The sequence below is a fragment of the Microbacterium sp. KNMS genome (genome assembly GCF_053851835.1).
In genome coordinates this window covers 1-26,788 of sequence record NZ_JBSQBP010000035.1, presented here as the reverse complement: position 1 = coordinate 26,788, position 26,788 = coordinate 1, and the positions used below count along the sequence as shown (strand labels likewise).

The following is a 26,788-nucleotide window of genomic DNA, read 5'->3' as shown; positions in this document are numbered from 1 at the left end:
ACCATAGCGATCCCCGTTCTACCGCGAGATTCCGCGGCTAGATCGAGAACCCATCCACTCCTTTTGGCCTATAACCCTTTATCGCCGAGAACGAGGTCGATCGCGAACCTGCTGCGCAGGTGCTACCGGTTCGTACGAGCACCCCCGAACACGATTCGGTTGGCACCGCGGCTACGCCGAGACGACGGCATCCCTCCGCAACATCGTCGAAGCCACCCGCCGGGTGCGCGACGACGTCAGCGTCGCGGTCTGACGCGTCGCATGGCGGATGCCCCCCTCCAGGGGTCCATCGGGAGGGGGCATCCGCTGTCCGGGGTCAGGAGCGGTGGTGCACCTCCTGCAGCGCGTACACCGGCGTGACCAGTCCGACCTGGCGCGCCTTCAGCTGGAGCGCGAGGTACAGCGAATAATGCCGGGACTGGTGCAGGTTGCCGCCGTGGAACCACAGGTTCGGCTGCTGCGTCGGCTTCCACATGTTGCGCTGTTCGCCCTCCCCGGGGCCCGGATCCTTGGTGGTGTCCGGGCCGAGGCCCGAGCACTTGCCCACCTTGTCGGCGACCTCCTGGCTGATCAGATCGGCCGCCCAGCCGTTCATCGAGCCGTAGCCGGTGGCGTACACGACGAGGTCGGCGGGCAGGACCGTGCCGTTCTTCAGCACCACAGCATCCTCGGTCACGTGATCGACGTCGCCCTTGGCGAGCTTGACCTGGCCGTCGCGCTCCTTCCGTCGCACGGGCGGAGGCCCGGCTGTGGCGGCAGCAGGGAGAGCACCTGGACAGGCTCCGGCGATCCGCGCAGCCTCTGCTGGCGGGGATGACCGGTCCGCTGCTCGTGGTCGACGACCACGGCTGGGTCGCGACGCAGCAGGGCGTCTCGGTGCGCGACCGCGTCGAGGCGCCGCAGCCCGACCACGCCATCGCGGTGCCGGGGCTCGGGGTCTGCCTGCCCGAGCGGCTGCGCGGGGGCTGCCTGATCAGCCCCCGCGGCGAGGACGCACCCCTCACCGCTCTGCTGGACCTTCGCGGGGCGCAGGCGCAGCTCGTGGTGAGCTCGGCGGACTCGACCTGGCGCACGTCGCTCAGCCGCCGTCACGCCGACATCCTCGCGGCGCTCGCGGATGCAGGGCCCGCGGGCACGTCGGCGGAGCGACTCAGCCGCGCGCTCTACGGCGACGCGGAGCATCAGGTGACGGTGCGCGCCGAGATCCCCCGCATGCGCCGGACCCTGGGCGCGCTCGTCGCAGGCAATTCGTACCGGGTGTCGGAGGGCGTCGCCCTCACCGTGGTGCGGACGGAGTAGAGCAGGGACTCACCGGCCGTGCCGACATCCTTGCTCCTGGACGAGCCGACCGCTGCCCTGGTCGCCTCCCATCAACGCCGACCCCGGGATCCGGCTGCGGTGTGAGCGGCGGAGCATAACTGAGGTGCGATCGCGATGCGGATCATTCTTGGACGACGCTTGTCGGCACCGAGATGGAGACGAGGCGGTCGGGCCGAACGCCTCGGCTCGGTCGTCGATGCCCCGTCTACGATGGTCCCTGGTTGAAGAGTTGCTCAAGCTTCAAGCGTGTGTTCTCGAGGTGCTCGCGGAAGAGCGACGCCAAGCGCTCGGCGTCGCGTTCGGCGATCGCGTCCACGATTTGAGCGTGCGCGTCATCGGAGCGTGAGCGGCCGCCCAGCTGCTCGACGTTCTGAATGGAGTAGGGCTGAACGGAGGAGAGCAGGGAGTTCAGGATCCGCTCGGTGTGCGGCCGATCGGCGAGGCCATAGATCATCTGGTGGAAGCTGAAGTTCAGCCTGAGCCATTCCCCTGTGGAGGATGCATGCTCCATCTGCTCGATGAGCCGGCGGAGAGACTGCAGGGTGCGTCCTGTTGCCCCCTCGACGATGTGCGGTGCGATCTGGAGTTCGAGGACGAGCCGAATGTCGTAAAGCTCGTTGAGCTCCTCGGCTGAGAGTTTCCGGACGGCCGCCCCGTTGCCCTGGGTGATCGTGACGAGTCCGTCAGACGCCAGCATGCGCAGCGCCTCGCGCACCGGGTTGCGGCTGACGGTGAATCGCTTGGCAAGGTCTTCCTGAATCAGCGGCGCACCCGGCGGGAACTCCTGCTCCCGGATGGCCTGGCTCAGCGCCTCGGCGATCTGCTCTGGGGTCATCGCGTCACTCCTTCTTCTTGACAACCTTACTCGGCATCAATAGCGTACTCACTGTCCGCAATGAAGACATTGGAGGCAATGTGGCCGGAATGAGTCGCGCAGAAGTACGAAGCAGGCTGCAGGCGAGAGTTGACGCGCGTCAGCCGCTCGTGCTCGGCGGAGCGGGGGTGGGACTTATCGCAAAGGCCGCCGATCGGGCCGGCATCGATGTATTGATGGCATACAACACCGGGCCGTTCCGGATGGACGGCCACGGTTCGCTGTCCGGGTATCTTGCGTACGGCGACTCGAACGGGATGACGATCGGCCTGGCCGGCCAAGTGCTTCCGGCCGCTCCGCACACGCCCGTGGTGGGTGGCATCGGAGCGGCGGACCCCTACCGGCCGTTCGACAGGCTCATCGGCGAGTACGTCGATCTGGGATTCTCCGGCATCACCAACGTACCGACGGCGGGCATCTATGACGGTTCGTTCCGCGCCCACATCGATGCGACGAATCTCGGCTACCCGCGCGAGGTCGAGCTGATCGCCGAGTGCGACCGGCGTGACGTGTTCACCGTCGCCTATGCGTTCAGCCCGGGTGAGGCGGCGGCGATGGCGCGGGCCGGCGCCGATGTCATCGGCGCCCATGTGGGGTTGACCGTCGGCGGCTACATCGGGGCGCAGGACGCCGTGAGCATCGATGAGGCCTGCGATCGGGTCGCCGCGATGACCGAAGCCGCTCGCCGCGAGAACCCCGGCGTCTGGGTCGTCGCCCACGGTGGTCCGTTCGACGTGCCCGAGCACGTGCAGACCGTGTACGACCGCGTCGACGTCGACGGTTTCCTCGGCGCGTCGAGCATCGAGCGGCTGCCGGTGGAACGAGCCGTGGAGGAGACGATCGCGCAGTTTCGCGAGCTGAGCCTCCAGGCTCGCACCGAGAAGGCCTGACGAGAGCGCCCGGCGCCCGACACGAGAGAGACGAGAACAGCCCATGACCGCGAAGAACCCGATCAAGCCCGCCGACCGCGAGACCGAGGTCGTGCCCTGGGGGCCGAACAAGGTGATCATCTCCGAGGAGACCCACCCCGGCACGCAGCTCACCGTCATCGAGACCGTGGTGCTTCCCGGCCACTCGCACGCGTGGCATGTGCACGAGGACTCCGACGAGGTGCTCTACGTCATCTCGGGCGACGGGCACGCCACCGTCGGCGCCGGGAACCGGATGAGCATCACGCGCGGCGACTACGTCCACATCCCGCGCGGCACCTACCACGACACCCACAACAAGGGCTGGGCTCCGCTGCACATGCTTGTGTTCTACGGGCCCGGCCTGCGCATGGATCCGCGCGACGCGGAACTGCCGTTCCGTCGCGTGTTCCTGCCGGCCGACGCCGGCCTGAACTGGGAGACCTCGTTCGAACCGGCTGACCCGTCGTTCCGGACCTACCACGGTGAGGGCGCGGAGGCGTGACCCGCCCCACGGCCGGCCCCGGACCACACCCACATCTTCTCTCCATCTCTCTGCGCGGCACCGGCGCCGAAGCGGTGGTCACATCGGTGCGGCCGCCGACGGAAGGCCTGCCGACCGCGTGAAACCTTCAGATCGATTGGATGATCATGTCCCCGTCCTTTTCACGTCGTCCCCTCCAGATTCCGACCAGGTCCGGCGTCTCCAGGCGGACGTTTCTGCAGGCGGCCGGGCTCTCCGGCATCGCCCTATCGTCCGGGGCCCTGCTAGCCGGCTGCTCTCCATCGGGATCGGGAGGCGGCGGAGATGGCGCGCTCGACTTCTGGCAGTTCTACGCTCCCGCTCCGACCGGAACTGTGCAGGGCACCTCGACGAGCACCCAGGCCGACTGGTTCGTGAAGAACGTCGAGGCGTGGAACGCGAACAACGACAAGCAGGTCTCCCTCACCTACGTCCCGACGTCCAACTACCTCGCCGGTGACAAGCTCGCGACGCAGTTCGCGTCGGGCCGAGGTCCCGACATCTTCCTGATCAGTTCGGCGCTCTTCCTCGAGTATTACAACGCGGGCGTCATGCTCGACCTGACCCCCTACCTCTCGAAGGAGGCGCTCGCAGACCTCGACGCGGGCGGGGTCATGGGGCCGCGGATGGTCGACGGCAAGGTCTACGGCATCCCGCTCGAGTCAGAGCCCGTCCTCATGTACTACGGCCACGCGGCGTTCGAGAAGGCCGGCCTGAGCGAGGCGGACGTGCCGCGCACCTGGGACCAGTTGCTCGACGTGGCCGACAAGCTGACCGGCTCCGGGTCGTACGGCGCTCTGTGGGAGACCACCCCCGGTGCGCTCCAGAACTTCGAGTGGCAGCCGTTCATGTGGCAGGGCGGGAGCGACGCGGTGCGCGACGGCAAGGCCGTCTTCGACAGCAAGGGCACCATCGACGCCCTGCAGTTCTGGCAGGACTCGATCAAGCGCGGGATCGCACCCCGCACCGTGAAGAACGGCAACTCGGGCGACATCCTGGGCAACCTGGGCAGCGGCTACACGGCCATGCAGCAGATGGTCTGCTCGGTCATCTCCATCCTCAACGAGAACGCACCCGACTTCGAGTACGGCACCTTCAAGCTCCCCGTCCCTCAGGGCGGCGAGTACTGGACGACCTCCGGAGGATGGGCCGCCGTCGTGAACAAGAACGGCAAGGATCCCGAGGCCGCGGCGAAGTTCGTCACCTGGCTCTTCGCCTCGACCGATCAGGAGGGGATCGAGCGGATGGCCGACTGGGTGACGGTGGCGAAGAACGGCGACATCGCCACACGCGCGTCGGTGAACGACTACGCACGCAGCCAGGGCTACTTCGACGACCCGAACCTCAAGTACGTGCTCGAGGAGGTGGTCGGCGACGGCACCCGCGTGCGGGGGGAGCCCCGCTATCCCGCCCCGATCTTCAAGGCGATCAGCGACGCGATCCAGGGGTCGATGCTCAACGGCACTCCTGCGGCGGACGCGGCCGGAGCCGCCCAGCAGACCATCGAGACGTATCTGAAGGGCTATCAGGGTGGCGAGATCGTCTGAGTTCGGCAGTGCTGTGACGCACGAGGAGGAGTACGACTACATCGTGCTCGGCGCGGGGACGGCGGGGACGGTCGTCGCGTCGCGACTCAGCGAGGATCCGGGCGTCAGGGTGGCCCTCGTCGAGGCCGGCGGCCCGCACACTGACCCGATCTACAGCACCCCGTCGCTGTGGCCGTTGCAGCAGGTGACGGGCTCGGACTGGAACTACGACACGGAACCCGAGCCCGGGCTGAAGGACAGGCGCCTCGGCCTCTCCCGCGGCAAGGTCCTCGGCGGCAGCTCGTCGATGAACGGGATGATCTTCCTGCGCGGCGCGCGGGAGGACTACGACTCCTGGCGCTCCCTCGGCCTCCCGGGGTGGGGCTACGACGACGTGCTGCCGACCCTGCGCGCGATGGAGTCGAGCAGCCGCGGCGAGGACGCGCTGCATGGCGCGGACGGGCCGATCGCCGTCGCCGAGACGAGTCGCCCGCACCCCGTCGCATCCGCCTGGGTGGATGCCGCCGTCGCGGCCGGGCATCCCCGCAACGACGACTTCAACGGCGCGAGCCAGCGGGGCGCGGGGTACTTCCCCCTGAGCCTGGCCGGCGCACGCCGGGTCTCGTCGGCGACGGCCTATCTGGACCCGGCCCGGAACCGGGCGAACCTCGACGTGCTCACGCACACGCAGGCGCTGCGCGTCGTGATCGAGCACGGCCGCGCCGTCGGCGCGGAGGTCGAGCACCTCGGCGTGGTGCGCACGCTGCGTGCGCGGAGAGAGGTGGTCGTCTCGGGCGGCGCCTACAACTCGCCGCAGTTGCTGATGCTCTCCGGCATCGGGCACGGTGACCACTTGCGCTCGCTCGGCATCGAGGTCGTCGCCGACCTCCCCGTGGGCGATGACCTGCAGGACCACTCGGGCGTCGGCCTCTACTGGTACTCGAACACCCCCGGGGTGGACGAGGGCTCCGCGCTCGGCGAGGCGGGCGGATTCTTCACCGCGCTGGACGAGTCGGGGCCGCCCGACACCGAGACCATGGTCTACCCGTTCTACAACGGGCCGGGCAACACCTGGGCCGATCGCCTCGGCGGGAGCTTCTCGGTCATCGCGCAGGTGCTGCGGCCGCGCAGCCGCGGAACGGTGCGGCTGCGATCCCCCTATCCGACCGCGCATCCGCTGATCCGCCATGACCATTTCGCGGATCCGCACGACCGCGCGCTCATCATCGCGGCGGTGCGGCTCAACCTCGAGATCGCCAGGCAGGCACCGCTGCGGGAGATCATCGCCGGCGAACGGCTGCTGCCGGCGTCGGAGTCCGACGACGACATCCTCGACCACGTGCGCACGTACGGGCACGGGATCTGGCACCCCATGAGCGGCTGCGCCATGGGCGCGGTGGTCGACGAGCGCCTGCGCGTTCTCGGAGTCGAGGGACTCCGGGTCGCCGACGCCTCCGTCGCGCCGACCGAGGTCGGAGCGAATCCGAACGCCACGGTCTTCCTCATCGGGGAGCGTGCCGCGCAGTTCATCCTCGAGGACGCCGAGGTCGTAGCAGGGAGCAGAGCATGAGTGATGACCGAATCGTCGACCTGGCGGAGCGGATCGGGCGTCTGGAGGCGCTCGACGAGATCCGCCGGCTCAAGCACGTCTACCAGGACGGCGTCGACACGCGATGGAACACCGAGCGGGAAATCGACGTCGCGGGATTCGTCGACCGCGTCTTCACCGACGACGTGGTGTTCATTGCGCCGATCGACGACGAGGGGACCATGGCACGCGTCGAGGGGCGTCGCGCCATGGTGGACTTCCTCACCGAGCATCACCGGCGTTCGGTGTTCTCGATACACATCGTCGGGAACGACATCCTGCAGGTCGACGGCGACGAGGCGCACGGGCAGTGGAGCGTGCTCGTGCCCGGCGCCGGCCCCGAGGGATCGTCCTGGTACGCGGCCCGGTACGTGGAGACGTACCGGCGCACCTCCTCGGGGTGGCGCATCGCGTCGTCCGAGCAGTTCGTCGCGCTCAACACCCCGACCGCGCCGTGGCGGTGCATGCCCGCGAGGGGGTCGCTGCGATGACGATCACGACCGACTCCACCGTCACCCTCACCGTCCCGCCCGAGTCGCGCCGCCGGAACCCCGTTACGCTGCGCGGTGACGGGGCGGCCGCAGTCGGGTTCCTCTCGCCCATGGCGATCGGTGTGCTGCTGTTCATCGCGCTGCCAGCCGGCCTGTCGATCGTGATGTCGCTGTGCGAGGTGACGTTCGGCGGGGTCACCTTCGTGGGTCTCGCCAACTACCAGCGGATGCTCGGGGACCCCCTGTTCTGGCAGAGCCTGGGCGTCACGGCGGTGTACGCGCTCGCCTTCGTCCCCGGCCTCACGATCCTCTCGCTCGGGCTCGCGCTCCTGGTGCACACCGAGTACCTCGGGGTGGGGCTGTGGCGGGCGCTCCTGCTGGCGCCGAACGCCATCAGTCTCGTCGCGACGGCACTCGTGTGGCGGTTCATCCTCGCCGACGGCAACGGCACGATCGCGATCGTCGCCAACGCGCTGGGCGTTCCCGCCCCTTCCTGGCTCGGCGACCCGGGGTGGGCGCTGTTCACGGTCATCGCGATCAGCCTGTGGTCGTTCATGGGGTTCTACATGCTCGTCATGGTCGGCGGAAGACAGGACATCCCCGCCGAGCTCTACGAGGCCGCGCGCATCGACGGCGCGGGGGCGTGGGCGCAGTTCTGGCGGATCACCCTGCCGATGATGCGTCCGACCGTCTTCTTCGTCGTGCTGATGGGCACCGTCATCGGGCTCACCGGCCTGCAGTCCTTCGACCTCGTCTTCGTGATGACGAAGGGTGGGCCCGCGAACGCGACGTCCCTGACGATCTACTACATCTACCAGCAGGCGTTCCAGTACGGGCAGTTCGGGTACGCCGCCGCGATGAGCACCGTGCTCACGGTGATCATGTTCACGACCGCCGCGGTCTTCTTCCGCGTGACGAACTCCGGGAGGTTCGATGTCGACGGTTAGTCACGCCGGGGCCGCGGTGACGAGGCGCCGCAGCAGGGTGGGGGCGTCGCAGATCGCGCGGCCAGTCGTCGCCGGTCTCATCTCGATCGTCGTGGTCTCGCCGCTGATCATCATGGTGCTGCAGTCGCTGCAGACGGATTCGGGCGAGTGGACGCTCGAGAACCTGCGCTTCGCGCTGACGGACTCGCAGGTGTTCCGATGGCTCCTGAACAGCGTCATCGTGTCGGTGTCGTCGACCGCGCTCGTGCTCGTCATCCATTCGCTCGCCGGCTACGCGCTCGCGCGGCTCCGCTTCCGCGGACGTGAGATGGTGTTCCTCGGCGTCGCGGCGACCATGTTCGTCTCACTGCCGGTCGTGCTCGTGCCCCTGTTCGTCATCGTGCGCGAGATGGGGCTGCTCGACACGTACGTCGGGATCGTCGTCCCCACGCTCTTCGGTGGCTTCGCGACGATCCTCATGCGGCAGTTCTTCCTGACCGTCCCCAGAGAGCTGGAGGAGGCCGCGCGCATCGACGGCTGCGGCCACTTCCAGACGTTCCTCCGGGTCTTCCTGCCGATCGCGAAGCCCGCCTTCGTGTCGGTCGCGGTGATCAACTTCCTCGCCAGCTGGAACCTGTTCATGTGGCCGCTCACGATCACCTCCGACTCCCGTCTGTGGGTCGTGCAGGTCGGCATCACGAGCTTCCAGACGCAGTACCAGGGCTCGTGGGGCTACATGATGGCGGTGACGTTCCTCTCGGCCCTGCCCACGCTCATCGTCTTCTTCATCCTGCAGCGGTACATCGTCGCCTCGCTGAAGACCTCGGGCATCAAGTAGCGCTCGGCTCGGCCCTCGGGCTCGGCGCGCGGAGGGTCATCAGGACGAGGGCCAGCAGCATGAGGGCCGCGCTGACCACCGTGAGCCAGCTGAAGGTGCCGGGGCGCAGTGCGTCGAGGGCGATCGCCGTCGCGAGCTGACCGATCGTCCAGCACACCGCGAGCCCGAGGACGCCCAGCCGGACGACGAGGAGGGTGGAGACGCTGATCGCGACGATGCCGAGCACGGCGGCGGGGATCAGCCGGAGGTCGAGCAGCGCGGAGGGCACCATCGCCCCCTCGCCGAGCGCGACGGTCGCGATGATGAGGCCTGTCGCGCCGACCGCGAAGTTGAGGAGCGCGGCGGCGGGCAGGGATCCGGTGGCGCGGTGCACGCGTGAGCTCGCCGCGCCGACCCAGGCGCCGACGACGCCGCCGCCGATGGCGAGCCCGAGCATGACGGGCGAAGGGGCTTCGGCGCCGTTCGCCGAGCTGAGGGCGACCGCGATCAGCACGAGGGCTCCGGAGAGCAGCCGGACGGGACCGATCGGAATCCGCCGTCCGGTGGCCCCGATCGCGTCGAGCGCCAGGCCGCCACCGATCTGGCCGCCGATCATCCCGAGCGTGAACATCGCCACGCCGAGCGGGCCGACCGCCACGGCCTGGACGATGATCGTCGCCGCGCCGCCCAGCCCGTTGAGCAGGTCGCGCCGCGCGATCCGGTGCCGCCGCGCCGTCGCGGGGAGGCGCAGAAGGGCCACCCGCGCCCGCGGCGTGCAGAGCACGGCCACCGCCAGCACGAAGGTGCCGATCAGGAACATCGCCGTCGACGTGGGCAGCGCCGACCGCTCGGCGGCCACGTCGCCCATGAGGCCGGCCTGGAACGCGACACCGCTTCCGCCGAGGACGGCGCAAGCGGTGTACGGAAGGGCGCGGAGGAGGCGTCTCACGGGATCGCCGGAGGGGCGTCCTCACCGGCCATGGCGAGGTAGCGATCGGCGACGAGATCGGCGAAGCCGGGGTCGTTGACGTCCGTGTCCGCCCACACGACGGGGATGCCGTCGCGAAGCCGGCCGGCGAGACGCTCCCCGAACGCGATGTCCGAGGCGGCATCCGCGAAGGGTCCGTCGTGCGCGGCGTAGCTGTCGAAGCCGGCGCGGGGGATCAGGACCTCGATCCGCCCGGTCGCCTGGTTCAGACGATCGGCGATCTCATCGGCGACCCGGAGCAGCTCCTCGCGCGTGGCGCGCACGGCGGTCACCTGCTCGTTGTGCCGGATGAGCGGCCGGGATCCGTCCCGCAGCTCCTCGGGGACGGTGTCGAAGGCGCCGAAGTTGATGACCTCCACGGCACCGGGCACGACGACCTGCGGCAGGCCCCGCCGACCGGCCGTGCGCATCCGCTCGGGTCCTGCGACGAAGACGCCGCCCAGGAGCTCGTCGGTGATCTCCTTCACCGTGAGGTCGATCACCCCGGTGAGGACGCCCGAGGCGAGCAGCGACTCGAGGGCGCGCCCGCCCGAGCCCACCGTGTGGAAGACGACCGCGTCCATCCCCGCCTCGTCGAGACGGTCCACGACGCGCAGCGCGCACGGCGTGGTCACCCCGAGCATCGTGACGCCGACCGCGGGGCGATCGCCGGTCATCCGCTCGGGCGGTGTCGCGAGCATGCCGGCGAGGGCGCCGGCGGCGTTGCGCAGAATCGGCCGGGAGATGCGGTTGAGGCCGGCGATGTCGGTGACCGAGTGGATCAGGCACAGGTCGCTCACCCCCACGTAGGAGCTCACGTCGCCCGATGCCATCGTGGAGACGAGCACCTTGGGCACGCCGAACGGGAGGGAGCGCATCACCGCGCTGAGCAGCGCGCTCCCTCCCGACCCTCCCAGGCCCAGCACGCCGTCGCAGCGACCGGCCTCGCGCAGCCGCCGGACGATCTCGATCGCGCCGCGGCGCATCGCGTCCAGGGCGGCCGCGCGGCCGTCGGCATCCTCGCTCCCGCCGCGCAGCGCGGCGAGAGCGATGCCGGCGGCCGCGGCGACCTCCGTCGCCGGGATGTCCGGTGCGGTGCCGGGGTCGCGGAGGACGCCGACGTCGACGAGCACCACATCGACGCCGGAGGCGGTCAGGATGTCGCGGACGTAGGCGTACTCCCGCCCCTTCGTGTCCAGTGTGCCGATGAGCACCGCCGATGCCGTCATGATCGGGCCCTACACCGCGACGTGGGACGTGACGGCGGCGAAGGCGGCGGCGACGTCGTCCGGCACCTCGACGGCGACCTCCTCGCGCCGGACCAGGCTCTGTGCGAGCGCCTCCATCGTGATCGTGTTCACGACCGTCTCCGCAAGGGCGACGCGGGGGGCGGCCGTCCCGCGGACGACCGCGGCGACGTTCAGGAGCTGGTCGCGGAAGGCGTTCGAGCGCGGGATCGCGAAGCGGTCGTCGATCGTCCGGAAGTGCCGCTCCGGGTCGCGGTGACTCGTCGGGATCGAACGGCGGATCGTGATCTCGGTCTCGTCGAAGATCGTCCAGGCGAACGGCAGGTACAGGGTGCCGCCGTCGCCCGAGATCTGCAGCTCCTGGGTGGAGTCCGAGACCTCGCTGGCCTCGATCATCCCCACCACGCCGTTCGCGTAGTCGATGATGCCGTGGATCCTGTCGCTCGTGCCGAAGACGTTCTCGGCCCGGCCGAAGGCGGCGACCCTGGTCGGCACGGCGCCGGCGACGTGCGTGCAGGCGTTGATCGCGTAGGCGCCGATGTCGTACAGCGCCCCGCCGCCCTGATCGGCGCGGAAGCGCCACGGCCGGTTCGGGTCCTTCGGGTCGATGCCGAGCTCCGCCGAGAGGTTGACGTAGGTGAAGCTCGCCCGCACGTGATCGATGGTGCCGATCTCGCGCCGGCCGAGCATTCCGTCGATCCGCGTGATGGCGGGGTGGTGGCGGTACATGAAGGCCTCGGTGATGACAGCACCGCTCTCGGCGGCGAGCCGCCACACGTCCAGGGCCTGCTCGCCGGTGAGGACGAAGGGCTTCTCGCAGAGGATGTGCTTCACCCCCGCCTCGACGCACTGGTGGATGAGCTCGAGGTGGGTGCTCGGCCAGGTCGCGATGATGACGACGTCGAGCTCCTCCTGCGCGAGCATCTCGGCGACGTCGCCGTAGCTCCGGGGCCGGCCGAAGCGGGCGGCGAGCGCCTCGGCCGCGGCGAGGTCGGCGTCGGCGATCGCGACGATCTCCACCTCGCCGGGGATGGTCGCGGCGGCGGTGCCGTGCACGCCGGCGATGTAACCGGCTCCGATGACGCCGAGCCGGACGGGGGTGTGTTCTGACATTTCTCTCTCTTCGTTCTTGCGGGCTCTTCGTTCTTGCGGACAGCGTTCAGTGGCGGGCGTCGAGGATGCGCTGCACGTTCGCGTACAGCACGTCGTCCTTCGCCTGCTCGGAGATCTCGGCATCGAGCACTGACTGCCGCACCAGCGCGCTGTCGAAGAAGGGCGTGTCGGTGCCGAAGACGACCTTCTCCGAGCCGACCTCCTCGACGAGGGAGGCGGTCATCGCGGGATCGGACTGGTAGGCGACGTCGAAGTACACGTGCGGGAACTCGCGCACGATCTCGATGGACGCGCTCTTCTGGTCGGGGGTGAGGAAGGCGTGTCCGAGGAACGTGGTGACGCGGGGGAAACGGCTGACCACCGAGCGCACCGCGGCGGGCGCCTCCCCGGAGCCGGGGTCGGGGGAGGAGTGCATCAGGCACAGCGCGCCGCGGTCGTCGAGCACCTCCCACAGCGGATCCACCCGCAGCGGGGTGTCCAGGTAGTAGCCCTCCAGCGTCGGATGTACGGAGATCCCGGCGAGTCCGAGGTCGTCGATGATGCGCACGAGCTCGTGGACCGCGTGCTCCTCGTGCCGCACCTCGACGAGCCCCAGGCCGGCGGGGAACCGCTCGGGGTGCTCGGCGACGGCGGCCGCGACGAGATCGTTCATCCGGCGGGTGTCGGCGATGCCGTCGACCTGCCGGTCGGCGGCGGCAGGCGAGGGCAGCGCCTCGCTGATCCCCGCGCGGTCCATGCGGGCGATGAGCTCGTCGACGCTCTGACCGATGCCGTTCGCGACGGTCCGGCCGATGTGCGCGTGCACGTCGATCGTGCGTCGCGTCATCGCAGGCCCTCGACGCCGGCGGGGATCCCGAAGAAGCGCCAGCCGGTCTTCATGGTGAAGTCGCAGTAGGTGCGGTCGAGGATGAGCATCAGCGAGACCATGCCGTCGATGAGGCGCGCGTTGTGCAGCGGGCCGCAGTCGATCACGCGGTGGTCGAGGTCCCGCGCGAGAGCAGCGACGACGGCCTTCGCCTCCGGGTCGTCGCCGGCGAGCTTCACGTCGGGCCGCTCGCCGTCGGCGGCACCGGGCGCGTTGATGGTCGCCGCGAAGTTGTCCTTGAACGCCGCGACCAGACCCGTCGTCGTCCCGAGGGCGTCCGCGGTGTACTCCGCGGCAGCGCGCTCGTTGTGCGGCAGGTGGTCGAAGGGGTTCGAGATGTCGACGATCGTCTTCCCCTTCAGCGAGTCGCCGAGCTCGGTGACGAGCGGGGCGACGGCGGGGAACGGGATCGCGAGCACCACGACGTCCGCCGTCGCCACCGCCTCGGCGGGCGACCCGACGAAGCCGGGCTCGAAGCCGAGCAGCTCGGCGGTGGCGTGCTCGGCCGTGCGGGCGCCGATGCGCACCGTGTGGCCCGCGCGTGTCCAGCCGGCGCCGAGGGCCCTCGACATGAGGCCGGTACCGATGATCGCGATCGTGCTCATCGGACGACCTCCTCGATGTCGGCGCCCTCGACATGGGTGACCTCGGGGGCGGCGAGCAGGAACGGGCCGATCAGGCTCTCGAACCTGCCGAAGGCCTCCGAGCCGGCGAACCTGTCCACGTGGTCGGCGAGGTCATCCCACCTCACGAGGAAGAGGTAGGTGCCGGGATTCTCCACATCGCGCGCAAGGCGCGATCCGCGGTGACCCTGCGCGGCCTGCACGAGGGCGATCGCCTCGCCGAAGACCTCCTCGAACTCCTGTGAACGGGTGGGGTCGATGGTGACCCGAGCTACTTCCAGAACGCTCACTGACGGCATCTCCTTTGGTTGCCAAATGGTTTTGTCCGACTATAGCGATGGGCTAACGGTCGGTCAAGCGCCCTGATTTCAAGGGTTGACAAGCCGGATCGTGGGATGCTTTACTCGGATTCGGGCACCAAAAGGTTTTGGCAGACGCGCAATCCACTGCCTCCCCGCCCGTCACGGCCTCGCCACTCCCGATGGCGAGGAGATGCAAAGGAGCACCATGAAGCGAACGTGGCACCGGATGGCGGCGACCCTGCTCGGAGCAGGGCTCATCGTCGGAATGGCCGGCTGCTCGGGCGGCACCCAGGGAAACACCGGTTCGACCGGCGAGTACAAGGCCCCCGAGTCCGACATCAAGGCCGAGCTGACCGTCTCGAACTGGGGCAATCCCGGTGATGAGGACCTCTACGACGAGGCGATCGCCCGGTTCAACGAGAAGTACCCCAACGTCAAGGTCACCCACAACTTCACGCAGGTGACGGTGTGGAGCGACTACATCAACAAGATCCTCACGTCGATCGCGGCGGGTGACGCTCCCGACGTCATCAACCTGGCGACGGAGGGCGTCGAGTTCGCGCTCAGCAAGGACCTGTTCCTGCCGCTGTCCAACTACGTCGACCAGGACGACGACGTGCAGAGTCTCATCGCCGACATCGATCCGAAACTCATCGAGGGCTTCACGAAAGACGGCGAGACCTACCTGATGCCCAACAACTGGAACACCATGGTCCTGTACTACAACAAGAGCATGTTCGACGCCGCGGGGATCGAGCGACCGGGCGACGACTGGACCTGGGACGACTTCCGCGAGATCAGCAAGAAGCTGACCGCGGGCAGCGGGTCGGCGAAGACGTACGGCTTCGCGTTCCAGACGTACGCCTTCGCGTACATGCCGTGGCTGTACTCGAACGGCGGCTCGACGGCCAGCGCGGACCTCTCCGAGCCCGCTCTGGACAGCCCGGAGGTGATCGAGTCGGTGCAGTTCCTGCAGGACCTGGTCATGAAAGACCGCGTGGCGCCCGACCCGAGCGGGTCTGACGCGAACCAGCTGTTCCAGGCCGGCAAGGTGGGCATGACGGCGGCGCCGGCGAGCATCTCCGCGATCCTCGCCAACGACTCGCCCGATCTGGACTACGGCATCCTGCCGATGCCGCAGAAGACCGAGAAGAAGACCGTCTACGGGGCGGCCGGGTTCGCGATCTACAAGCAGTCGCCGAACCAAGATCTCGCGTGGGAGCTCATCAAGGAGCTCTCCAGCCAGGAGACGCAGATGGGCATCGCCGAGATCGGCGCCAACAACCCGACGACGAAGACTGCGGCGAAGTCCGAGGCCTTCACCGGTCGCAACGAGGATGCCGCGCTGCTGTACGACGCGATCGAGTACGCCGAGCCTGTGGCGGCGCCGACCTTCTTCACGACCCTGGAGCCCGCGTTCCTGCGTGCGCTGCAGGCGGTCTTCGCCGGCGGAGACCCGGCCGAGGAGCTCGGGAAGGCGCAGGCCGAAGTCGAGAGCGTCGCCAATGGCTGATCAGTTCACCGCTAATCCCCCACGGTCCCGGCTGGGCACGAGGCGCTCGCGCCCCGTGCCCAGCCGGGCCGCGCGCCGCGAGACCAGAACCGCCTACCTGTTCATCGCACCCTCCGCGATCGGCTTCATCGTGTTCGTACTCGGGCCGCTCGTCGCCGCGCTCTGGTTCAGCCTCACCGAGTACGACATCATCTCGCCTCCGAGGTTCGTCGGGCTGGACAACTACATCCGGCTCTTCTCGGACAGCCGCCTCGGCGCCGTCTACGTGAACACGATCATCTACGTTGTCGCCGCGGTCGTGCTGATCAACGGGATCGGGCTGCTCCTCGCGGTGCTCATCAACCAGCAGATGCCGCGATGGCTCACGTACGTCTTCCGCTCGGTGTACTTCTTCCCCTCGCTGGTGGCGCTGGCGTACATCGCCATCATCTGGCAGGCGCTGTTCCAGAAGGACACTGGCATCGTCAACTACTACCTGGGCTTCCTCGGGATCGAGCCGGTCAACTGGCTGAACAGCAGCGGGATGTCGCGCACCAGCGTGATCATCGTCGACGTCTGGCGCAACGTCGGCTTCACGATGCTGATCTTCGTGTCGGCGCTGCAGGAGGTCCCGAAGGAGCTCAACGAGGCGGCGGAGATCGACGGAGCGGGACCGATCACCGTGTTCCGTAGGATCACGGTGCCCATGATCAGTCAGGCGATCTTCTTCAACGTCACGATCACCGTCATCGGCGCCTTCCAGATCTACGAGTCCGTCATCGTGCTCACCAACGGCGGGCCGGGCGATTCGACGCGTTCCGTTGTCATGTACCTCGCGGAGAAGGCGTTCTCCGATTTCGACATCGGATATGCGTCCGCGATCTCGATGACGCTTTTCGCCGTCATCCTCGCCGTCACGATCGTGCAGTTCCGGGTGAGAAGGGCATGGGTGCACTATGAGCAGTAGCAGCACGATGACATCGACAATCGTGACACGAGGGGCGCCGCCGCGATTCAGGCCCAGCACGGGGAAGATCGTCTCCATCGCGTTGCTCGCGATCGGGGGCGCGGGCATGGTGGCGCCCTTCCTGTGGATGTTCGTCACCTCGCTGAAGTCCGGCGCGAACGTCTACGACCTGCCGCCGAACTGGATCCCGCTCGAGTTCAACTGGAACAACTACGTCGTCGCCCTGAACGGACCGCTTCCGTTGCTGAAGAACCTCTGGAACAGCGTCTTCATCGCCGTCCTCGGCACCGCGGGGGTCGTCATCACCGCTCCGATGGCGGGTTACGCGTTCGCGAAGATGAAGTTCGCCGGACAGAACGTCGTCTTCATGGTGCTGCTCGCCGCCCTGATGGTCCCGGTCCAGGTCACGATCATCCCGCTGTTCCTGATCATGCGGAATCTCGGGCTCGTCAACACGCCCTGGAGCCTCATCCTGCCCGCAGTGACCTGGGGCTTCGGCGTCTTCCTCATGCGTCAGTTCTTCCTCACCATGCCGAACGAGATCCTCGAGGCCGCGCGCATCGACGGGGCGGGTCCGTGGCGCACCTACTTCTCCGTCGCACTGCCGCTGGTCAAGAACGGGGTGAGCGCCCTCGCGATCATCACCTTCCTCAACAACCCGTTCCTGTGGAACGCGTACTTCGCACCGTCGATCTTCCTGAACAGTCAGGACACGGCGACCATGCCGCTCGCGCTGGTGCTCATGCGCGGGCCGTTCGCGACGGGCCAGATCAACGTGCTCATGGCGGCGACGGCGATGATCGTGATCCCCGCGCTCATCGTGTTCCTGCTCGCGCAGCGATGGATCATCGCGGGTATGACGCAATCCGGGGTGAAGGGGTGACGATCAGACCCGCTTGACCGACTGCCGCCTCACAACCGGACTGGGAAGGGCGAGTTGCCGTGGAATAACGAGCGGCTCGCCTTTCAGTTCTGCGACGAGGGCGTCCACGGCCGTAGCACCCATCTGGTAGTACGGGAGCGCGAGCGAGGAGAGCGTGGGTGAAAGCGCCTCGGCGATGATCTCCTGGTTGTCGAAGCCGATGATCGACAGGTCGTCGGGGATTCCTAGCCCAAGTTCCCTTGCGGCGCGGTACGTCCCCATCGCCATTCGATCGTTGAAGCAGAACACCGCAGTGGGACGCTGTTCGGAGAGAAGCCTGATGGCGGCCTCGTAGCCGTCGGGTGCGAAAGTGAGGCGGCCGGCGGCGACAAGCGCTCTGCGAAATCGGATTCCTGCATCCTCGAGGGCCGCGCGGTATCCTGCGAGCCGCCCGTCCCGTGCGGGTATCGGGGTCTGCGTGTTGATGAACCCGATGGACGTATGGCCCGCGAAGATCAGTTCTTGCGTTGCGGCGTACCCGCCCTGGAACTCGTCGGGGAACACACTGCGATCCTGAGAGTTCGAAGATTCCCCGTTCGCGACGATGAACGGCTTGCCGCGAAGGGAGTCGGGTACATCGACTGTGCGGTGGTGCGCCGCCGCATAGAGGACGCCGTCGACCTGATGCTGCCATATTGCCTCGATCTCACGCTCCTCCACATCCTTTCTTCCGCCCGTGCTCATTATCATGAGCACCCAGCCGTGCCGTGATGCGGCCTCCTGCGCTCCGAGAATAAGTTCGCCGGCATACGGCGTGGTCGCGATCTCGTCGCTGATCAGGGCGAGGGTATTCGAACGGTGAGTCCGCAGGGCTCTGGCCAGGCCGTTGGGCCGGTAACCCATCTCGCTCGCGGCCTCCTCCACCCGCTCTCGGGTGGCGTCGGCGACCCGAGCGCTTGCGACGTTGTTGAGGACGTGCGATACGGTCGTTGGCGAGACTCCCGCGCGTTGTGCGATGTCCAGGATGGTGGGCCGTCGACTCTTCGGCATGAGGCCTCCTCACGGTGCGTCCTCGAGTGCGCTCTTGCAGGAAGCCTAACGCGGCGAGGCAACCGAACCTCGCGCTCTGGCCAGTGACGCGTCGGATCCCTCAGATGCACGCGGCTGCGAGCGAGGCGCCCTCGTCGAGGACCTCGATGAGGGCATCTGGATCGTGAGCAAATCGCCCGAGGAACAGCCCGTCGGCCGAACCGGAGAGGCGGGTGAGCAGCCCGGGTCCCGCGGAGCCGCCATAGATCACAGAGGATCCGCGACGTTCGGGAAGCTGATCGATCGAGTCGCGGAGCGCGTCGATCACGACTTGAATATGGCTGATCGGCGCCGGATGCTGGGCGCCGATCGCCCAGACCGGCTCGTAGGCCACGACGACGCCCCCGTCGGGGGCGTGCGTCAGAGCCGCGCGAAGTTGCGTGGCCACGGTGGCCACGGCTTCATTGAGCCCGATCAGTTCGGACTCGCCGACGCAGAGCACGGGAGTGAGGCCGTGGCGGAGCGCCGCCGCTGTCTTCTGCGCGATAAGGTCATCGGTCTCGCCGAAGAGGCGCCGACGCTCAGCGTGACCGATCTCCGCCATGCTCGCCCCGATCTCGGCCAGCTCGGACGCAGAGACCTCGCCCGTGAACGCGCCCTCGTCGGCGGCCGCAACATCTTGGGCGCCGACCCGGACGGGCGCGCCGTGGAAGGCCGTGAGGGCCGCAGGTATCTGGAGGTACGTGGGCAGGATGAAGAGCTCCACACGCCCGGACATCACCGCCTCGTGCTCGCGAACCCGCGCGGCGACGGCGTCGAACCAGGCAACGGCCTGCTTGTGACTGAAGTACATTTTCAGGCTGACGCCGACTCGCACTCGTCGCATCAGCAGGCGCCGGTGCTCTCATAGACGTCGATGAGACCGACCTTTCCCGCCGATGCGTTCGCAGGGTCGAATCTGTAGCCCAGCCACTCCCGGACCAGCCGGCGTGCAAGTTCGATGCCGATGACACGTTGGCCCATCGCGAGCACCTGTGCGTCGTTCGAGAGAATGCCTCGCTCGACGGAGAAGCTGTCATGCGCAGTGACCGCGCGGATGCCGGGAACCTTGTTTGCGGCGATGGCCACACCAAGGCCGGTGCCGCAGATGAGCAGCGCGCGATCAGCCGCGCCGCCCGCCACACGGCTTGCCGCCTCGATGGCGATCGTCGGGTATGGCGTATGTCCGTCCTCATCAACCCCGACGTCGACCACTGAGGCGACGCCCGCGTGCTGCTCCAGATCGCGCTTGAGGATCTCCTTGTAATCGAAACCTGCGTCATCGCTCCCGATCACGATGCGAAGCCGGTCTGCCATGGCGTTCTCCTTCTGTTTTCCTCGAGCGCACCCTACGCCCGGGTGCGGCACTCAGCGGCGTCCTAGTGCGGACAGTGGGCACACCGTGCACAATGTCCGCACCATGTAATCACAGCAAACTCGTATCGGTAAAGGCCCAGCGTGCTGACGTGTCCGGCCTCTGAGCGTCGGATGACGGCTATATCGGCACGTCGTTCACGCCGTGAGGTGTCGGGGTCGGTGTCCGGATCGTCCCACGCGAGCGGTGGCAACCATCCATGACGTTCCGCAAGCCGGCGTGCCGCATCGTGCATCGGGCCCTCGGGGCGCTGATCCCAGAGGGCGTCGAAGAGCGCCTTGACAGCATCGTGGGTGCCCACAGTCACGATCTGCCGTCGACCGTGCACGAGGGGCGACACGTTGCCGACACTGCGGCCGAGGAGCTCGGCGATCGTGCTCTGGGTCTGCCCGGTCGCCACGAGCGCCTGCAGCCGCCGTGTGGTCCCCGTCGCGGGCACCGTGCTCGTCGAGATCGCCTGAGACTCCAGACGGAGGAGCGCTTCGGCGACGACAGCCTCGATGGTCTTCAGATGAACGCCGGCGGCGCCACGACGTCCGAATCGGAGGGTGGTGAGCGTGGAATTGGGCACGCCGGCGGCGATGGCGATCCGCTCGAGCGCGAACCCCGAGTCCAGCAGGCGCTGAAGGACAGCGCGTGCTGGCGCTGCGTCCACCCGGCGTGGGCGGATCTGATCCTCGCGTCCGTACGCACGGAGCCGGGAGCGCATGCGCTGCCGCTCCATCTTGCGCGAGTGTCGACAAGGGGAGCAGCGACATCCATGAAGGGTCCAGCATCCCTCGACGGTGTGCATGTGATGGGGGCCTGACGGGCACTCAGGGAGAGGTGCGCGAGATGAACCGTGTTCGGTCAGGGTCTGGTCGCGCCACGCTTGCAGATAGTGCTTCCGGCAGAGTCCTCGGGCACAGACCGGTCGGTCGCAGTCATCGGCTGTGCAGCTGCTCATCGCTCACCCCGCGTGCATTCAGCCTCGTGGCCGTGAGCCCGGCGGGCTTCCTCGGCCGCTGCTTTCACCAGCTGCGGAACGCGTACGACGTCCTGCCCGCAGGTGCGGCAGACAGCAGTCCACTTCTTGACCCCATCGATGTCCACGGCCTTCAGGGGCGGGTATGAGAGCGGCATGTGTGATCCTCCGTGGGGATCACATGCCCGGTGCGTCGCCTAGGAGAGAGGCTCCGCGGCCGCTCCCTGCCTCGTGCCGACGATCGCGGTCGCGAGCTGCTGCGATGCGCCACGCGCAGCGTCGATGAGTTGCCCGGCCGGAGCCAGGCTGGTCAGCCATTCCTCGGCGAAACCGGCGGGTATGAGCAGAGGCATCCGGTCGTGGATGTCGGAGATGTGGTCCGCTGCGGGCTGCATGACCAGGGAATAGCAGGTGTACCCCTGGCCGTCCGCGGTGCGGCCCCGCCTCGTGACGGCGGCGAGCCCGAGGAGATCGTTTCCCGGCAAGGAGCGGTGGTGGAGGGCCTTACTCGGCTTCTGGAACTCTCGCCAGTAACTCGCCGGCACGATAGCCCGGGAACCGATCGGTCCCTTGCCAGCCGCCAGGCGCGCCGACTTGGTGTTGATCGAAGGGAAACGGGCAGTCGCGCCGTCGACGAGGTAGCCCCACCAGCCCAGCGTCAGCGTGGAAAGGCCGGTGAAGATGGGGTTGAGGTTTCGCGCCTTGATGCCGGTCGGGAGCAGAGTCTTCCCGGCGTTCGACGCCGACCAGGTGCGGAGCGCGTCGATGACGGCATGGTCGACGACGCCCTGGTAGTCAGAGCTGTGAACGCGGGGATCTAGACCGTAGCAGGCACACTGGGCCAGCGTAGCCCTGAGCTCTGACAGCGGATGCTCACTCGAACTCGGGCGCCCGCACCTCAGGGTGTTCGGGGTTCTCCAAGGCGATCCCGAGGATCCGGTATGCGGTGTCGTTGAGATCGTCGCCGGGGTAGAAGTCCTCGAACAGAGCCTCTGCTTCCGCCTGGGTGCGTACAGCGCGTTCAGCAAGCAGGACGCGGAGGTCCTCATACTCGCGTCGGGCGCGCCGCTGAGCGGAGTACAGCTTCATCGCGATCAGCATGTCCAGGGAAGCGACCTTCACGGTCACTATCCCGCTCGCGTACACGGTCTCCCATTCCTCACCTCGGGCGCCCATGCCGCTCGGGAGGAAGATCTGCGCCTTATCGTTCACCCAATCGTCCGGCCAGCCCTGCTCGACTGCGACTTCCTTGGCGACATCCAGGACCGCGTCAGCGGGGGAGAGCGCGGCGTCGATGTCCTGCGTCGCCCCGCGAGCGGCGTTGTGCCAGAGGGATATCGCCGCACCACCGACGATGCGGAGCTCTGCGGGCTCGCCCCGTTCCTCGAGGCGCTGGACGATCTCCTTCAGACCGAACTCGAGCTCGTCCCTGGTGAGCCGAGCCGCAGGGGTCTGCAACCGTGTCTCCGGTTCCGTCCGGTGCCTGCCGACGAACTGCCCGGCGTTGTCCGCGCCACCGCGCGGATGGTCCTCGGGTCGCCAGCTGGTCACGCGGAGACCAGCTCACCGGCTTCGATGTAGACGCCACGGCGGCGCAGCGGCTCCGGCACCTGGTCGACATCGACCAAGTCTGCGAGCTCAGGGGCCCATGGGCTCCACTTCGCGTTCGGATCACCGGCGGTCTCGGTTGCCCACAGAGGCGTGGGGATGCCTCGTGCGGCAGTCTCCTGCTCGACAACACCCGCGACTGCCCAGGACCATCCATCGTCGAACAGCTCCGGCTCGTCGACGGTGAGCGCAGCCACGGCGAGGATGTCGCTGGCGCGGAGGCTATTCACGAGCTGGAGGAGCGACTGCGCGGCCGCGTTCCTGTTGCCGTGGACGAGCGCGTTCCGGATCTGGGCAGCGGTCTCCGCAGCGCTCGCACGACCGAGCGTATCGACGACGAGCAGCCGGGCGCCAAGTCCGCGTGCCCACGTCTGCGCCGTCGAGGTGCGCGGATCCCGCCGACCGTGCTCGAAGGCATAGATCGCGCTCGTGTCGATGCCCGTGCGCGCGCCAAGGGCCGTCGCGGGGAGTCCGCGCCGGCGACGGAGCTGCGTGAGCTGATCGGTGAGCATGCTTCCATGGTAGGGCGCTTTCGCCCTACTGGCCAGGGGTGGCGGGTGAATCGACGTGTCAGCGGTACGGCTGGCGTCGTTCGTCGACGCCGAAGACTTCGAGGGTGCCACTGCTCTCCAAGCGCGTACGCTCGCCCACAGTCGCACCGCGCCATCGGAAGCTTAGGTCCCAACGCGCCGACATCTGGGAGATTTCGGGTTCCTCTCCCGGCCAGTCAAAGATCAAGAGGACAGTTGCATCGATATCTGCGATGCCGTCCGCGCTGATCTCATAGACAGATTCGCCATAGCGCTTCTTCACCTTGATCGTGTCCGCTTCCACGTCAACTCTGCCCACCTGCTCGACCTGTGCATGATCGGGACCCGGAGGGCTCCAGCGAGAGATGTCCAGACCGACGAGGGCATGAGCGATTTGCTCAACGATGTCAGCAACGGTGAGGTCCAACACAGACAACCCGAACTCGCCGGGCTCGTATTCTCCGGGGAACTCCATCGCGGCTAGCGAGCTGACAACGACCACGGAGGCACCAGTTTCCCGGCGGCTCTCCTCCTCAAGCACACGCTTCTTCTTGCCGAAGATCGAGTCTTTGGACAGGATGGTCAGATCGTCGAATGGGTGATCTTCGACCTGCTCAAGTGCGGTCAACCAGATCAAAGAATCCCGGTACCCGCCACCCGTTTCGTTGAACGGCGGTATGCGGTCGATGGCGCGTTGGGTGAGGTCTGCATGGTCGATGTCCGGCAGAGGGGCAACTTCGATCCCCATCGCCTGAATGCGAGCATCAAGGATCGACTCGTACCCGGCCTTTTCGGTCTCGTATGTCTGGATCAACGCGTCGGCGGCGTTCTTCGCCCTGCTCGACGATTTTCTCAGGACTGCCTTGACCTGCCGAATCTTCTCGTCGTGACTTCTCTGGAATCCGCCGATAGCCTCCCGCCTCGCGAGCTCAGGTAAGACAAGCCTCAGACGGCCTGCGCTGATTGCGGCTTCTGCCGCGTTCCACTTTCGATCACGCAGAAGCGGGTCCTCCATGAGGATGTTCGTATCGACGATGACAAGAATTGGAGCCCCCTCAAATGCAACGACAAAGCCGCTAATCTTCTGAACGCTTCACAACTTAGCGGTTCCACCGGCCCTGGTGCCGGGGCTTAGGTGCTCGTCACACCGAGATGCGGCTGAGCGGCACGCTGAACGTCTCGGGCGCCGACTGCGGCTTGCCGTCGGAGCCGATGAAGACATAGAAGTACTGGGTTGTGAGCCTCGGCACCTCGCCACGCCCTCCCGTAGTGCTCAGCGCGCCGGCTGCATATGCGTGCGCAGACCACTCCTCCCCGAGGACCTCGTTGATCCAGGCCGCGGCCTCGTCGCGGTCCACGCGCAGCCGCGAGTGCAGCTGCCTATGGTGCGCAGCCACCGACAGCGTGACGATCACGCCATCCCGGGACGGGTCACTCAGCATCGCCGACTGATCCGTCGTATCCCCGACGACGGTCAGTTCTGCATGACGGTCAGTCACCGACTTGATCGGCCCAAGGTGTCGAAGATGCGGCATGAGCTCAGAGTCACCGCTGCTTACCCATGCGCTGGAGTCCGAGGCATGAGAGAAGAGAGAACGCCGGAAGAGACGGATGTCTGTAGCGTGCTTGCGTGCCTGAGTGCTGACGTCGACCATGCCGACACGGTACCGCCGGCTTCAGACGTTGAGGCGATGCACGTGTGAGGGCCGTCATGACGGCGCGGAGAACGGCACCTTGGCGATCAGTAGGGTCTGCTGCACGGATAGGTGACAGGGGTTAGTCAGGCCGCGAGGGCCAGGGTCTTGGTCATCATTGTCTCGAACTCGACGGGCGTCAAACGGCCCAGGCGATCTTGCCGGCGTCGGCGGTGGTAGGTCCGCTCGATCCAGGTCACGATCGCGATGCGCAGCTCCTCGCGGGTGGCCCAGGAGCGTCGGTTGAGGACGTTCTTCTGCAGCAGGCTGAAGAAGCTCTCCATGGCGGCATTGTCGCCTGTCGCGCCGACTCTGCCCATCGATCCGGTCATGCGGTGATGGGCGATCTCGCGCAGGAACTTCCGGCTTCGAAAATGACTGCCCCTGTCGCTGTGGACCACGCAGCCGGCGACGTCGCCGCGCAGCGCGACGGCGTTGGCCAGTGCCCGGACGGCCAAGCTCGATTTCATCCGAGAGTCGATCGAGTAGCCGACGATCTTGTTGCTGAAGACGTCCTTGATCGCGCAGAGGTAGAGCTTGCCCTCGCCGGTGCGGTGCTCGGTGATGTCGGTCAGCCAGAGCCGGTTCGGTGCGTCCGCAATGAACTCGCGTTGCACGAGGTCGTCGTGAACGGGCGGGCCGGCCTTGCGGCCCTTCCCGCGGGCGCGTTTCTTGCCGAACGCCGACCACCAGCCGTTGGCCGACGCGATCTTCCACGCGGTCCGGTCGGCCATCGGCCATCGGCCATCGGCCATCGGCTGTCCGGCTTCGCGGGCTTCGTCGGCCAGGAAGCGGTGTCCGAACTCGGGGTCGTCGCGGTGCGCGTCGAACACCGCGTTCGCGCGATACGCCTCCACCAGTTCCGACTCGGTGATGGGCTGTTTGAGCCAGCGGTAGTAGGGCTGGCGGGCGAGCTTGAGGACCCGGCACGTCACCGTGACAGGGATCCCGTCACAGGCGAGCTCTTTCACGAGCGGGTAGAGCCTTTTCCCGGCAGGTGCGCTTGCGACAGATACGCCGTCGCCCGGCGCAGCACCTCGACCTCCTGCTCCAGCAGCCGGTTGCGCTGACGCAGCTCGCGGACCTCGGCGTCTCGATCACCCGGCGACGGAGTACCGGTTTCGGCGGCGGTCTTCTCGGCGCGCGAGCGGGCGAGCCACTTCGTGAGCGTCATCGGGTGAACCCCAAAGTCAGCGGCGACCCGCTCGATCGTCACGCCGGGCTCTCGGTTCTCCGCGACGCGCACCACGTCGTCACGGAACTCCTTCGGATAGGGCTTAGGCACGAAGGCATCCTTCCAGGCCCACCCCCACGGGCAAGCCAGATCAGATGTCACCTACTCGTGCAGCAGACCCCTCATGCCGAGGACCCCGAGTTCGGGCACCGGTTCCTCGCCGACGAGGCCCGCGACGCCGGGTTCGACGTGTCCGACCGGACGGTCTGGAAACGATGCAGCGAGATGGGCATCTGGTCGGTGTTCGGCAAGAAGCGCGGCAAGAGCGGACGTCCCGGCCCGCCGGTGTTCGACGACCGCGTCCAGCGGGACTTCACCGCGACGGCGCCGAACGAGTTGTGGTTGACGGACATCACCGAGCACCGGACCGCGGAGGGCAAGCTCTACCTCTGCGCGGTCAAGGACGTCTGCTCGAACCGGATCGTCGGCTACTCGATCAGCGACCGCATGCGCTCCAGCCTCGCGGTCGCAGCGCTCGAGAACGCCGTCGCGATGCGCGGCGATGTCGCCGGCTGCGTGGTCCACAGCGACAGGGGCAGCCAATTTCGAAGCCGCCGATTCGGGCACGCCCTCAACCGGCACGGACTTGTCGGATCGATGGGCCGAGTGGGAGCTGCGGGCGACAACGCGGCGATGGAATCGTTCTTCGCGCTGCTGCAGAAGAACGTCCTCAACCGGCACTCCTGGCGGACGCGACAGGACCTGCGCATCGCGATCGTCACCTGGATCGAGCGGACCTACCATCGCCGCCGCAGACAGGACCGTCTGGGGCGTTTGACGCCCATCGAGTTCGAGACCATCATGAACCAGAACCTGGCCCTCGCGGCCTAGGCCGTGTTGCTGAATGTGGGTGTGGAGCCTTTGGGTGATTCTTGAGTCGTGTCGCGAGATGTCATCACGGACG

At 67.5% G+C, this 26,788-nt stretch carries 29 protein-coding genes and 1 pseudogene; 12 read left to right on the top strand and 18 right to left on the bottom strand.

Annotated features, from left to right (window positions below; all coding sequences use genetic code 11):
• Positions 1-316: 316 nt before the first annotated feature.
• Positions 317-715, bottom strand: a pseudogene (locus ACWXWW_RS16955) (NAD(P)/FAD-dependent oxidoreductase); the annotation flags it as partial.
• 98 nt (positions 716-813) lie between these two features.
• Between ACWXWW_RS16955 and ACWXWW_RS16950 the strand changes: the two are divergent.
• The gene (locus ACWXWW_RS16950) at positions 814-1,299 is read left to right on the top strand and encodes a hypothetical protein (protein ID WP_243229996.1); all 486 of its coding nucleotides are present in this window, start codon (positions 814-816) and stop codon (positions 1,297-1,299) included.
• 226 nt (positions 1,300-1,525) lie between these two features.
• On the opposite strand, the gene ACWXWW_RS16945 is transcribed toward ACWXWW_RS16950, so the two are convergent.
• The gene (locus ACWXWW_RS16945) at positions 1,526-2,155 is read right to left on the bottom strand and encodes a GntR family transcriptional regulator (protein WP_455971105.1); all 630 of its coding nucleotides are present in this window, start codon (positions 2,153-2,155) and stop codon (positions 1,526-1,528) included.
• Positions 2,156-2,244: 89 nt separating this feature from the next.
• Between ACWXWW_RS16945 and ACWXWW_RS16940 the strand changes: the two genes are divergently transcribed.
• The 7 genes from ACWXWW_RS16940 (at position 2,245) to ACWXWW_RS16910 (ending at position 8,994) form a co-directional block, all read left to right on the top strand.
• Positions 2,245-3,084, top strand: coding sequence for a phosphoenolpyruvate hydrolase family protein (locus ACWXWW_RS16940; RefSeq protein WP_243230001.1), 840 nt, complete (start codon positions 2,245-2,247; stop codon positions 3,082-3,084).
• Positions 3,085-3,127: 43 nt separating this feature from the next.
• Positions 3,128-3,607: a cupin domain-containing protein gene (locus ACWXWW_RS16935; RefSeq protein WP_243230013.1), complete on the top strand. Its 480-nt coding sequence runs from the start codon at positions 3,128-3,130 to the stop codon at positions 3,605-3,607.
• 353 nt (positions 3,608-3,960) lie between these two features.
• Positions 3,961-5,172 (top strand): ABC transporter substrate-binding protein, encoded by a 1,212-nt coding sequence (locus tag ACWXWW_RS16930; protein WP_243230016.1) that lies wholly within the window; start codon positions 3,961-3,963, stop codon positions 5,170-5,172.
• Positions 5,156-6,721, top strand: a complete 1,566-nt coding sequence (locus ACWXWW_RS16925; RefSeq protein WP_455971103.1) for a GMC family oxidoreductase — start codon at positions 5,156-5,158, stop codon at positions 6,719-6,721. The genes ACWXWW_RS16930 and ACWXWW_RS16925 overlap by 17 nt, the downstream gene beginning before the upstream one ends.
• Positions 6,718-7,230, top strand: coding sequence for a nuclear transport factor 2 family protein (locus ACWXWW_RS16920; RefSeq protein ID WP_243230020.1), 513 nt, complete (start codon positions 6,718-6,720; stop codon positions 7,228-7,230). The genes ACWXWW_RS16925 and ACWXWW_RS16920 overlap by 4 nt, the downstream gene beginning before the upstream one ends.
• Complete coding sequence (locus ACWXWW_RS16915) at positions 7,227-8,177, top strand: carbohydrate ABC transporter permease (protein ID WP_455971101.1); 951 nt, start codon at positions 7,227-7,229, stop codon at positions 8,175-8,177. The genes ACWXWW_RS16920 and ACWXWW_RS16915 overlap by 4 nt, the downstream gene beginning before the upstream one ends.
• A gap of 16 nt (positions 8,178-8,193) precedes the next feature.
• Positions 8,194-8,994 (top strand): carbohydrate ABC transporter permease, encoded by an 801-nt coding sequence (locus ACWXWW_RS16910; RefSeq protein ID WP_455971099.1) that lies wholly within the window; start codon positions 8,194-8,196, stop codon positions 8,992-8,994.
• Here ACWXWW_RS16910 and ACWXWW_RS16905 read toward each other — a convergent pair.
• Genes ACWXWW_RS16905 through ACWXWW_RS16880 form a run of 6 tightly spaced genes read right to left on the bottom strand, consistent with a single transcriptional unit; the run spans position 8,987 to position 14,078 of the window.
• Positions 8,987-9,922, bottom strand: a complete 936-nt coding sequence (locus ACWXWW_RS16905) for a DMT family transporter (protein WP_455971097.1) — start codon at positions 9,920-9,922, stop codon at positions 8,987-8,989. The genes ACWXWW_RS16910 and ACWXWW_RS16905 overlap by 8 nt on opposite strands.
• Positions 9,919-11,169: a Tm-1-like ATP-binding domain-containing protein gene (locus ACWXWW_RS16900; RefSeq protein ID WP_455971095.1), complete on the bottom strand. Its 1,251-nt coding sequence runs from the start codon at positions 11,167-11,169 to the stop codon at positions 9,919-9,921. Before ACWXWW_RS16900 ends, ACWXWW_RS16905 begins: the two co-directional genes overlap by 4 nt.
• A gap of 9 nt (positions 11,170-11,178) precedes the next feature.
• Positions 11,179-12,300, bottom strand: a complete 1,122-nt coding sequence (locus ACWXWW_RS16895; protein WP_455971093.1) for a Gfo/Idh/MocA family protein — start codon at positions 12,298-12,300, stop codon at positions 11,179-11,181.
• A gap of 46 nt (positions 12,301-12,346) precedes the next feature.
• The gene (locus ACWXWW_RS16890; RefSeq protein ID WP_243230039.1) at positions 12,347-13,126 is read right to left on the bottom strand and encodes an amidohydrolase family protein; all 780 of its coding nucleotides are present in this window, start codon (positions 13,124-13,126) and stop codon (positions 12,347-12,349) included.
• On the bottom strand, positions 13,123-13,770 hold the full coding sequence (locus ACWXWW_RS16885; protein ID WP_243230042.1) for an NADPH-dependent F420 reductase: 648 nt from the start codon (positions 13,768-13,770) through the stop codon (positions 13,123-13,125). The genes ACWXWW_RS16890 and ACWXWW_RS16885 overlap by 4 nt, the downstream gene beginning before the upstream one ends.
• Entirely contained in the window at positions 13,767-14,078 is a 312-nt protein-coding gene (locus tag ACWXWW_RS16880; protein ID WP_455971091.1) for an antibiotic biosynthesis monooxygenase family protein, read from the bottom strand. Before ACWXWW_RS16880 ends, ACWXWW_RS16885 begins: the two co-directional genes overlap by 4 nt.
• Before the next feature lie 217 nt (positions 14,079-14,295).
• Between ACWXWW_RS16880 and ACWXWW_RS16875 the strand changes: the two genes are divergently transcribed.
• From ACWXWW_RS16875 to ACWXWW_RS16865, 3 genes are all read left to right on the top strand, one after another.
• On the top strand, positions 14,296-15,603 hold the full coding sequence (locus ACWXWW_RS16875) for an ABC transporter substrate-binding protein (protein WP_455971089.1): 1,308 nt from the start codon (positions 14,296-14,298) through the stop codon (positions 15,601-15,603).
• Between the two features lie 55 nt (positions 15,604-15,658).
• Positions 15,659-16,549 carry a carbohydrate ABC transporter permease gene (locus ACWXWW_RS16870; protein ID WP_455971087.1) on the top strand — a complete coding sequence of 297 codons (891 nt, stop codon included), beginning with the start codon at positions 15,659-15,661 and terminating at the stop codon, positions 16,547-16,549.
• Positions 16,550-16,655: 106 nt separating this feature from the next.
• On the top strand, positions 16,656-17,432 hold the full coding sequence (locus ACWXWW_RS16865) for a carbohydrate ABC transporter permease (protein ID WP_455971085.1): 777 nt from the start codon (positions 16,656-16,658) through the stop codon (positions 17,430-17,432).
• A gap of 3 nt (positions 17,433-17,435) precedes the next feature.
• Here the strand turns inward: ACWXWW_RS16865 and ACWXWW_RS16860 are convergent, their stop codons facing one another.
• The 10 genes from ACWXWW_RS16860 to ACWXWW_RS16815 all read right to left on the bottom strand — a co-directional run bounded on the left by ACWXWW_RS16860 (position 17,436) and on the right by ACWXWW_RS16815 (position 25,935).
• Entirely contained in the window at positions 17,436-18,461 is a 1,026-nt protein-coding gene (locus tag ACWXWW_RS16860; RefSeq protein WP_455971083.1) for a LacI family DNA-binding transcriptional regulator, read from the bottom strand.
• Between the two features lie 100 nt (positions 18,462-18,561).
• Positions 18,562-19,326: a triose-phosphate isomerase family protein gene (locus ACWXWW_RS16855; protein WP_455971081.1), complete on the bottom strand. Its 765-nt coding sequence runs from the start codon at positions 19,324-19,326 to the stop codon at positions 18,562-18,564.
• A complete protein-coding gene (locus ACWXWW_RS16850) occupies positions 19,326-19,796 on the bottom strand; it encodes a ribose-5-phosphate isomerase (protein ID WP_455971079.1) in 471 nt (156 codons plus the stop codon). Before ACWXWW_RS16850 ends, ACWXWW_RS16855 begins: the two co-directional genes overlap by 1 nt.
• A gap of 62 nt (positions 19,797-19,858) precedes the next feature.
• Entirely contained in the window at positions 19,859-20,578 is a 720-nt protein-coding gene (locus ACWXWW_RS16845; RefSeq protein WP_455971077.1) for a hypothetical protein, read from the bottom strand.
• A gap of 437 nt (positions 20,579-21,015) precedes the next feature.
• Positions 21,016-21,363 carry an SOS response-associated peptidase family protein gene (locus ACWXWW_RS16840; RefSeq protein WP_455971111.1) on the bottom strand — a complete coding sequence of 116 codons (348 nt, stop codon included), beginning with the start codon at positions 21,361-21,363 and terminating at the stop codon, positions 21,016-21,018.
• A gap of 328 nt (positions 21,364-21,691) precedes the next feature.
• Positions 21,692-22,369 (bottom strand): hypothetical protein, encoded by a 678-nt coding sequence (locus tag ACWXWW_RS16835; RefSeq protein ID WP_455971075.1) that lies wholly within the window; start codon positions 22,367-22,369, stop codon positions 21,692-21,694.
• Positions 22,366-22,938, bottom strand: coding sequence for a helix-turn-helix domain-containing protein (locus ACWXWW_RS16830; protein WP_243230084.1), 573 nt, complete (start codon positions 22,936-22,938; stop codon positions 22,366-22,368). Before ACWXWW_RS16830 ends, ACWXWW_RS16835 begins: the two co-directional genes overlap by 4 nt.
• A 58-nt stretch (positions 22,939-22,996) precedes the next feature.
• A complete protein-coding gene (locus ACWXWW_RS16825) occupies positions 22,997-23,992 on the bottom strand; it encodes a PIN domain-containing protein (RefSeq protein ID WP_455971109.1) in 996 nt (331 codons plus the stop codon).
• A 106-nt stretch (positions 23,993-24,098) separates the two neighbouring features.
• Positions 24,099-24,611, bottom strand: a complete 513-nt coding sequence (locus ACWXWW_RS16820) for a hypothetical protein (RefSeq protein ID WP_243230098.1) — start codon at positions 24,609-24,611, stop codon at positions 24,099-24,101.
• Between the two features lie 125 nt (positions 24,612-24,736).
• A protein-coding gene (locus ACWXWW_RS16815; RefSeq protein WP_455971073.1) for an IS3 family transposase occupies positions 24,737-25,935 on the bottom strand; the annotation gives its coding sequence in 2 pieces (ribosomal slippage) (positions 24,737-25,639 and positions 25,642-25,935; 1,197 coding nt in all).
• 39 nt (positions 25,936-25,974) lie between these two features.
• Between ACWXWW_RS16815 and ACWXWW_RS16810 the strand changes: the two genes are divergently transcribed.
• Positions 25,975-26,715 (top strand): IS3 family transposase, encoded by a 741-nt coding sequence (locus tag ACWXWW_RS16810; protein ID WP_455971107.1) that lies wholly within the window; start codon positions 25,975-25,977, stop codon positions 26,713-26,715.
• The last annotated feature ends 73 nt before the right edge of the window (positions 26,716-26,788 follow it).